At 70.9% G+C, this 6,451-nt stretch carries 6 protein-coding genes and 1 pseudogene; 4 read left to right on the forward strand and 3 right to left on the reverse strand.

Translation table 11 applies throughout. From position 1 onward, the window contains the following. Nucleotides 1-58 precede the first annotated feature (58 nt). The gene (locus QR77_RS40295) at nucleotides 59-517 is read right to left on the reverse strand and encodes a MarR family transcriptional regulator (protein WP_040026857.1); all 459 of its coding nucleotides are present in this window, start codon (nucleotides 515-517) and stop codon (nucleotides 59-61) included. A 155-nt stretch (nucleotides 518-672) separates the two neighbouring features. Here QR77_RS40295 and QR77_RS40300 point away from each other — a divergent pair, with 155 nt between their 5' ends. After that, entirely contained in the window at nucleotides 673-1,899 is a 1,227-nt protein-coding gene (locus QR77_RS40300; protein ID WP_040026858.1) for an MFS transporter, read from the forward strand. Nucleotides 1,900-1,955: 56 nt separating this feature from the next. Next, entirely contained in the window at nucleotides 1,956-2,780 is an 825-nt protein-coding gene (locus tag QR77_RS40305) for an aldo/keto reductase (protein WP_040026859.1), read from the forward strand. A gap of 24 nt (nucleotides 2,781-2,804) precedes the next feature. Here QR77_RS40305 and QR77_RS40310 read toward each other — a convergent pair whose 3' ends face one another. Together QR77_RS40310 and QR77_RS40315 are read right to left on the reverse strand one after the other, a co-directional pair. Then, a complete protein-coding gene (locus QR77_RS40310; protein WP_040029520.1) occupies nucleotides 2,805-3,911 on the reverse strand; it encodes a DNA alkylation repair protein in 1,107 nt (368 codons plus the stop codon). 75 nt (nucleotides 3,912-3,986) lie between these two features. Then, nucleotides 3,987-4,706: a FadR/GntR family transcriptional regulator gene (locus tag QR77_RS40315; RefSeq protein WP_040026861.1), complete on the reverse strand. Its 720-nt coding sequence runs from the start codon at nucleotides 4,704-4,706 to the stop codon at nucleotides 3,987-3,989. Between the two features lie 192 nt (nucleotides 4,707-4,898). On the opposite strand from QR77_RS40315, the gene QR77_RS40320 reads away from it, so the two are divergent. Next, nucleotides 4,899-6,209, forward strand: a complete 1,311-nt coding sequence (locus QR77_RS40320; RefSeq protein WP_040026862.1) for an SLC13 family permease — start codon at nucleotides 4,899-4,901, stop codon at nucleotides 6,207-6,209. Nucleotides 6,210-6,248: 39 nt separating this feature from the next. Continuing rightward, nucleotides 6,249-6,451, forward strand: a pseudogene (locus QR77_RS40325) (acyl-CoA synthetase); the annotation flags it as partial.

Genomic DNA, 6,451 nt, shown 5'->3' on the forward strand with positions numbered 1-6,451 from the left:
GTCCCCATGGGGACCGCCCCGCTCCTGTGTGTTCCGACGGAGGCCGGACGGCCGGAGGTCAGACGGTTGCTTCCAGTGATTCGACCGCCCTGACCAGCGGCGCCAGTTCGGGGCTCCCGGTCGCCTCGTCGAGGGCTTCCCGCAGCGCCCTGTCGTTGGTCGGCCTGGCCCTGGTGACCAGTTCCAGTCCCGTCTCGCTGACGTTGGTGTAGATACCCCGGCGGTCGGTCGGACAGAGATAGCGCGTGAGCAGACCGCGGTCCTCCAGCCGGGTGACCAGCCGCGTCGTGGCGCTCTGGCTGAGTACGACGGCGTCGGCCACCTGATGCATCTGGAGATGGCCTCCCTCGCCGTCGTGCTGCCGGCTGAGGACGTCGAGCAGGGTGAACTCGCGGACGCTGATGCCGTGCTCGCCCTGGAGGGCGCGCTCGATGTGCGCCTCGATCCTGTCGTGCAGCCGTGAGAGGGCGCGCCAGCCCTGGGCGAGGCGGGTGAGCGCGGGGTCCGTGGCTGTCATGGCTGGCTCCTGCGGGAGAGGTGGCTGCGGGCCGGTACGAGGTTCCCCAAGGATAGAGCACGCGTGCAATATAGCGCGCTTGCAATTAAGCCGCGTGTGCAAGTATTGTCGGCGCTCGTTAAGGGCCCCTGCAATCTCCTTGGAAGGTGAATCCCATGCCACTCGCGCTGCTCGCGCTGGCCATCGGGGCATTCGGCATCGGCACGACCGAGTTCGTGATCATCGGGCTGCTCCCCGAGGTCGCCCACACCTACGGCGTCTCGATCCCCACCGGCGGACTGCTGGTGTCCGGCTACGCCCTCGGAGTCGTCTTCGGCGCACCGGTGATGACCGTCCTCGGCACCCGGATCCCGCGTAAGCGGATGCTGATGCTCCTGATGGGGTTCTTCATCGCGGGCAACGTGCTCTCCGCGCTCGCGCCGGCCTTCGGCCTGATGCTCACCGGGCGTGTGGTCGCCTCCCTCGCCCACGGAGCGTTCTTCGGCATCGGCTCGGTGGTCGCCGCAGGTCTGGTCGCACCGCACAAGCGGGCCGGAGCCATCGCCATGATGTTCACCGGACTGACCCTCGCCAATGTCGTCGGCGTGCCGCTCGGCACCTTCATCGGCCAGAGCGCGGGCTGGCGGACGACCTTCCTCGTGGTCGCCGGCCTCGGTGTCGTGGGGCTGGCCGGCGTCGCCAGGCTGGTCCCCGAGCAGCCGAGGGCCGAGGGCGTGCGGCTGCGCCACGAACTCGCGGCCTTCCGCAACGTACAGGTCCTGCTCGCCATGGCGATGACCGTGCTCGGCTTCGGCGGCGTCTTCGCGGCGGTCACCTATCTCACGCCGATGATGACGGGCACCGCCGGTTTCGCGGGCTCCTCGGTGACCTGGCTTCTCGTGCTCTTCGGGCTCGGCATGGTCGGCGGGAACCTCGTCGGCGGCAGGCTCGCCGACCGGCATCTGATGCCCCTGCTCATGGTGTCCCTCGGAGCGCTCGCGCTGGTCCTGGCGCTGTTCACGCTCACGGCCCACGACAAGGTCGCGGCGGCCGTCACGATCACACTGATCGGCGCGCTGGGCTTCGCGACCGTACCCCCGCTCCAGAAGCGCGTCCTCGACCAGGCGTCGGCAGCGCCCACCCTGGCCTCCGCCGTCAACATCGGCGCGTTCAACCTCGGCAACGCGCTCGCCGCCTGGCTGGGCGGTCTCGTCATCTCCGCCGGATACGGCTATACGGCGCCCAACTGGGTGGGCGCGGGGCTCGCCGCCGCGGCACTCGTGCTCGCTGTCGTCTCCAGCGCGCTGGAGCGCCGTACCCCCGTGGGCAGCCGCGTGGCCGCCACCTCGGAGATCGCAGGGGCCGCCGAGGAGCACAAACCGGCCGCCGGGGCCCGTTCCTGACGGGCTGTCAGCTCACCCCCTCGCACACACACATCCCCCCAAGGAAAAGGTGAACGATGAGTTCCGTGCCCAACGTCGTCCTCAACAACGGCGTCCAGATTCCCCAGCTCGGCTTCGGCGTCTTCCAGGTCGACGACGAGCAGACCACCGGCGCGGTCCTGACCGCCCTCGAAGCCGGCTACCGCAGCATCGACACCGCCGCCGTCTACGGCAACGAGGCGGGTGTCGGCCGCGCGCTCGCCGCCTCGGGCGTGCCCCGCCACGAGCTGTTCATCACCACCAAGCTGTGGAACGCCGACCAGGGGTACGACGCGACCCTCACCGCGTTCGACACCTCCCTGGCCAAGCTGGGCCTGGACCAGGTGGACCTCTACCTCATCCACTGGCCGGCCCCCGCACGTGACCTCTACGCCGAGACCTGGCGCGCGTTGGAGAAGCTGCTGGCCGACGGCCGTACCCGCACCATCGGGGTCTCCAACTTCCAGCCCGCGCACCTCCAGCGGCTGCTGGACGAGGGCGGTACGGTGCCAGCCGTCAACCAGATAGAGCTGCACCCCGGCCTCCAGCAGGCGGAGCTACGGGACTTCCACGCCCGCAACTCCGTCGTCACCGAGGCCTGGAGCCCGCTCGCCCACGGCCAGTTGCTCCAGGAGGACACGATCGCCGCGATCGCCCGGCGGCACGGGAAGTCGCCCGCCCAGGTCGTCCTGCGCTGGCACCTTCAGTTCGGGAACGTCGTGATCCCCAAGTCCGTCACCCCGGAGCGGATCCGCGAGAACATCGATGTGTTCGGCTTCGAGCTGACCGCCGGCGACATGGAGGCACTGGCCGCGCTCGACCGCGGCCTGCGTACGGGTCCCGACCCGGACACCCTCAACTGACGAGGACCGAACGGCCCGGCCCGTTCACGCGCGCGTCGTCAGCGTGAACGGCGCCGAGCCCTGGCTGACGCCGTTCACCTGGATCTCGACGGCGTGCTCGCCGGGGTGGAAGGTCCGGGTGGTGATGACCTTGAACGAGTGCCGCCGGCTGATGACGGACGTCTGGCCCGGCGCGAGGGTGCGCGTCGTCAGCTTGAAGACCTTGGGGGCCGTACTGCCGTTGGCCTTGCGGTAGTGGATCACGTAGTCGATCGCGAGCCGGGTCTCGGCGGCCGAGCCGTTCGTCAGCGTGACCTCGAAGAGCAGCTCGCCCCCGACGGACACGGCCGCCGAGTCCAGCACGGGCCCGCTCACCACGAGCGAGGCAGGGGGCGCGAACCCCAGCAGGGCGAGCGCCTCGGGATGCCCCTTCTTCACGAGGGTGCGCATCGCGTGCCGTATCACCTTCTGCGTACGGGCGTCGGGCGCGGCCGCCCAGGTGGTCGCGGTGCGCACTGCGACCTCGGGGCTGGTGTGGCTGAGGTCGTTGAGGTGGTTGGCCACCGAGCGCCTGACGTAGTCGGAGGGGTCCCGGTACAGCGCGTCGAGGATCGGGAGGGTCGCCTCGGGCCGGTCGGCCAGCGGCCGGACCCTTACCGCCCAGGGCAGCCGGGGCCGGGTGCCCTCGCTCGCCAGCCGTCGTACGTGCTCGTCCGGATGGGCCGTCCACGGGGTGACGACGGCCAGCGCGCGGTCGAGGTCGGCGTTCAGGAGCTGCCGCAGGGCGAACTCCGCGGTGAGCCGGGGCGTGAGGTCGGCGAGCAGCGCGAGTACGTGCTCGAAGGCAGCCGGATCGGGGGATTCCAGCGCACGCGCCGCCGCTGCTTCGGTGACCGGCCAGATCATCCAGCCGGTGAACCCCGGGTCCTTGAGGGCGGCCCGCACCACCTGCTCGAAGTCGCCGTACGACGCGGGCAGATCGGCGAGGAGCGCGTCCCGGAGCGCGTCGTTCCGCTGGCGCAGCCCCGCACCCTCCAGCGAGGTGGCGGCGGCGCGCAGGGCGGGCAGCGCGAGGCCAGGAGCGGCCTCGGAGAGGCTGTCGATCAGGCCGGCGACCGCGGCCGGGCCAATGAGTTCGTCTGCTGTCGGCACCGGTTCACGATAGACGGTGGCCGGGGTTCCGGTCATATGGTGGCTTCGGCGGAGACCGTACGGCGCGGACGGACGTCAGGCGTCCTCGCCGCTCCCGCCGTCCGGATCCCAGTCCAGCAGCCGCACCTTGGCCACCGTCCGCACATGGCGCCGCATCGCGGCCGCCGCCGCCCTGCCGCGCCCCGACTCGATCGCTTCGAGGATCGCGCGGTGCTGCGCCAGCGATCGCGCGGGACGGCCCGGCTGGCGCAGCGACTCCGTACGGCTCTCGGCGATCTGCTCGGAGATGGACCGCATGAAGTCCGCCAGCAGACCACTGTGCGCCGCCGCCGTCACGGCCGCGTGGAAGCGCCGGTCACCCTCGACGCCGTGCCCGCCGGCGTCGATCTCCCCGGCCATGTGGTCGAGCGCGGCGCGCAGCGCGGTCAGGTCCTCCTCGGTGCGGCGCTCGGCGGCCAGCTCGGCGTTCTTGGTCTCCAGCGCCTCGCGCGCCTCCAGTACGTCGGGCAGCCGCCGCCTGCGCTCCACGAGCCGCTCCACCGGCTCCACTTCGAGACTGTCCCTCGTCAGATAGCTGCCGCCGCCGTGCCGTACCTCGACGAGCCCCTGCACCTCCAGGACGACGATCGCCTGCTTGACGGAGGCCCGGCTGACACCGAGCCGCTGGGCCAGTTCGCGTTCGGGCGGCAGCCGGTCACCGACGCCGAGGCCCGCCTCGACGACATACGCGCGCAGCCGGTCGAGGACCTGTTCGTACAACCGCGGCCGTGTCATCGGCCGTAGTGAGTCGGACATTCAGGCCCCCAATCCCTACTAATTCCTGTCAACTCCGGTCAGGGGCAGCCTAACACCGGCGGCCAAGTGGCTGAGCCAATTCTCGTCCGATGCCTTGACGCTCCGAACGGCCCGCCGCCAAAGTGGTTCAGCCACTCGGCCACTTGTCCCGGCGGGGCGATCTCACCGGGACCCAGGGACGGGAGCCCCGCGATGTCACCCGAACTGATCTCGATCCTCGTACTGGTGGCCGTCTTCGTGATCGCCACCACCCGCTCGGTCAACATGGGCGCACTCGCCTTCGCCGCCGCCTTCGGGGTCGGCGAACTGGTCGCGGGACTCGACGCCGACGGCATCTTCGCCGGCTTCCCCGGCGACCTGTTCGTGGTGCTGGTGGGCGTCACCTATCTCTTCGCGATCGCCCGCGCCAACGGCACGACGGACTGGCTCGTCCACGGCGCGATCCGGCTGGTACGCGGGCGGATCGCGCTGATCCCCTGGGTGATGTTCGCGATCACCGGAGCACTGACCGCCATCGGCGCGCTGTCCCCCGCCGCGGTGGCGATCGTCGCGCCGGTCGCGCTGAGCTTCGCCGTACGGTACGGGATCAGCCCCCTGCTGATGGGCGCCATGGTCGTGCACGGAGCCCAGGCCGGCGGCTTCTCACCCATCAGCATCTACGGCTCGATCGTCAACGGGATCGTGGAGCGCGAGAAGCTCCCCGGCAGCGAACTCACGCTGTTCCTGGGCTCCCTGGTGGTCAACCTCGTCATCGCCGCGATCGTTTTCGTGGTGCTCGGCGGCCTCAAACTCGGTGGGCGGGGGCCCGGCACCGGCGACGACCCAGCCGGTGAGGCGACTGCCGGCGAAACGTCCGGCGGCGCGGAGGACAGCGAAACACCGGCGGGTACGGAGGTGGACACCCGGCTCACCACCGCCCGTATCGCGACCCTCGCCGCGCTCGTCGCCCTCGTGGTCGCCGTCCTGGGCTTCGACCTCGACGCCGGTCTCTCCTCCCTCACCCTCGCCGTCCTGCTCAGCGTCTTCTGGCCCACCACCAGCCGCCGGGCCGTCGGAGAGATCGCCTGGCCCACCGTGCTGCTGATCTGCGGGGTACTCACCTATGTCGGCGTACTGGAGAAGATGGGCACGATCGACTACGCGGGCCAGGCCGTCGGCAATATCGGCGTCCCGCTCCTCGCCGCCGTACTGCTCTGCTACATCGGCGCGCTCATCTCGGCCTTCGCCTCCTCCGTCGGCATCATGGGCGCGCTCATCCCGCTCGCCGTGCCGTTCCTCGCACAGGGCGAGATCGGGGCGATCGGGATGGTCACCGCGCTCGCCGTCTCCGCGACCGTCGTCGACGTCAGCCCCTTCTCCACCAACGGCGCGCTGGTCCTGGCGGCGGCTCCCGACGTGGACCGTGAGCGTTTCTTCCGGCAGTTGATGACGTACGGGGGGATCGTGGTGGTCGCGGTACCCGCTGTGGTCTGGCTCGCGCTGGTGGTGCCAGGCTTCGGATGACGACCCGCCCGGACCGCACGAACACAAGGAGAACGACGCGTGCCTCCTCTCTTCCCCGCCCTCGCCGCCGGTTCCGCGCTGCCGGCGCTCCAGTTCGGCGACCGCACTCTCACCCATTCCCAACTGGCCGTGGCGGCCGGGTCGCTCGCCGGCCGGATCGCGGGGGAGCGGCGGGTCGCGGTGTGGGCCACGCCCACGCTCGGGACGGCGGTGGGCGTGGTCGCCGCGCTGCTGGCGGGCGT

It is taken from the genome of Streptomyces sp. 150FB (genome assembly GCF_000818195.1).
Taxonomy (GTDB): domain Bacteria; phylum Actinomycetota; class Actinomycetes; order Streptomycetales; family Streptomycetaceae; genus Streptomyces.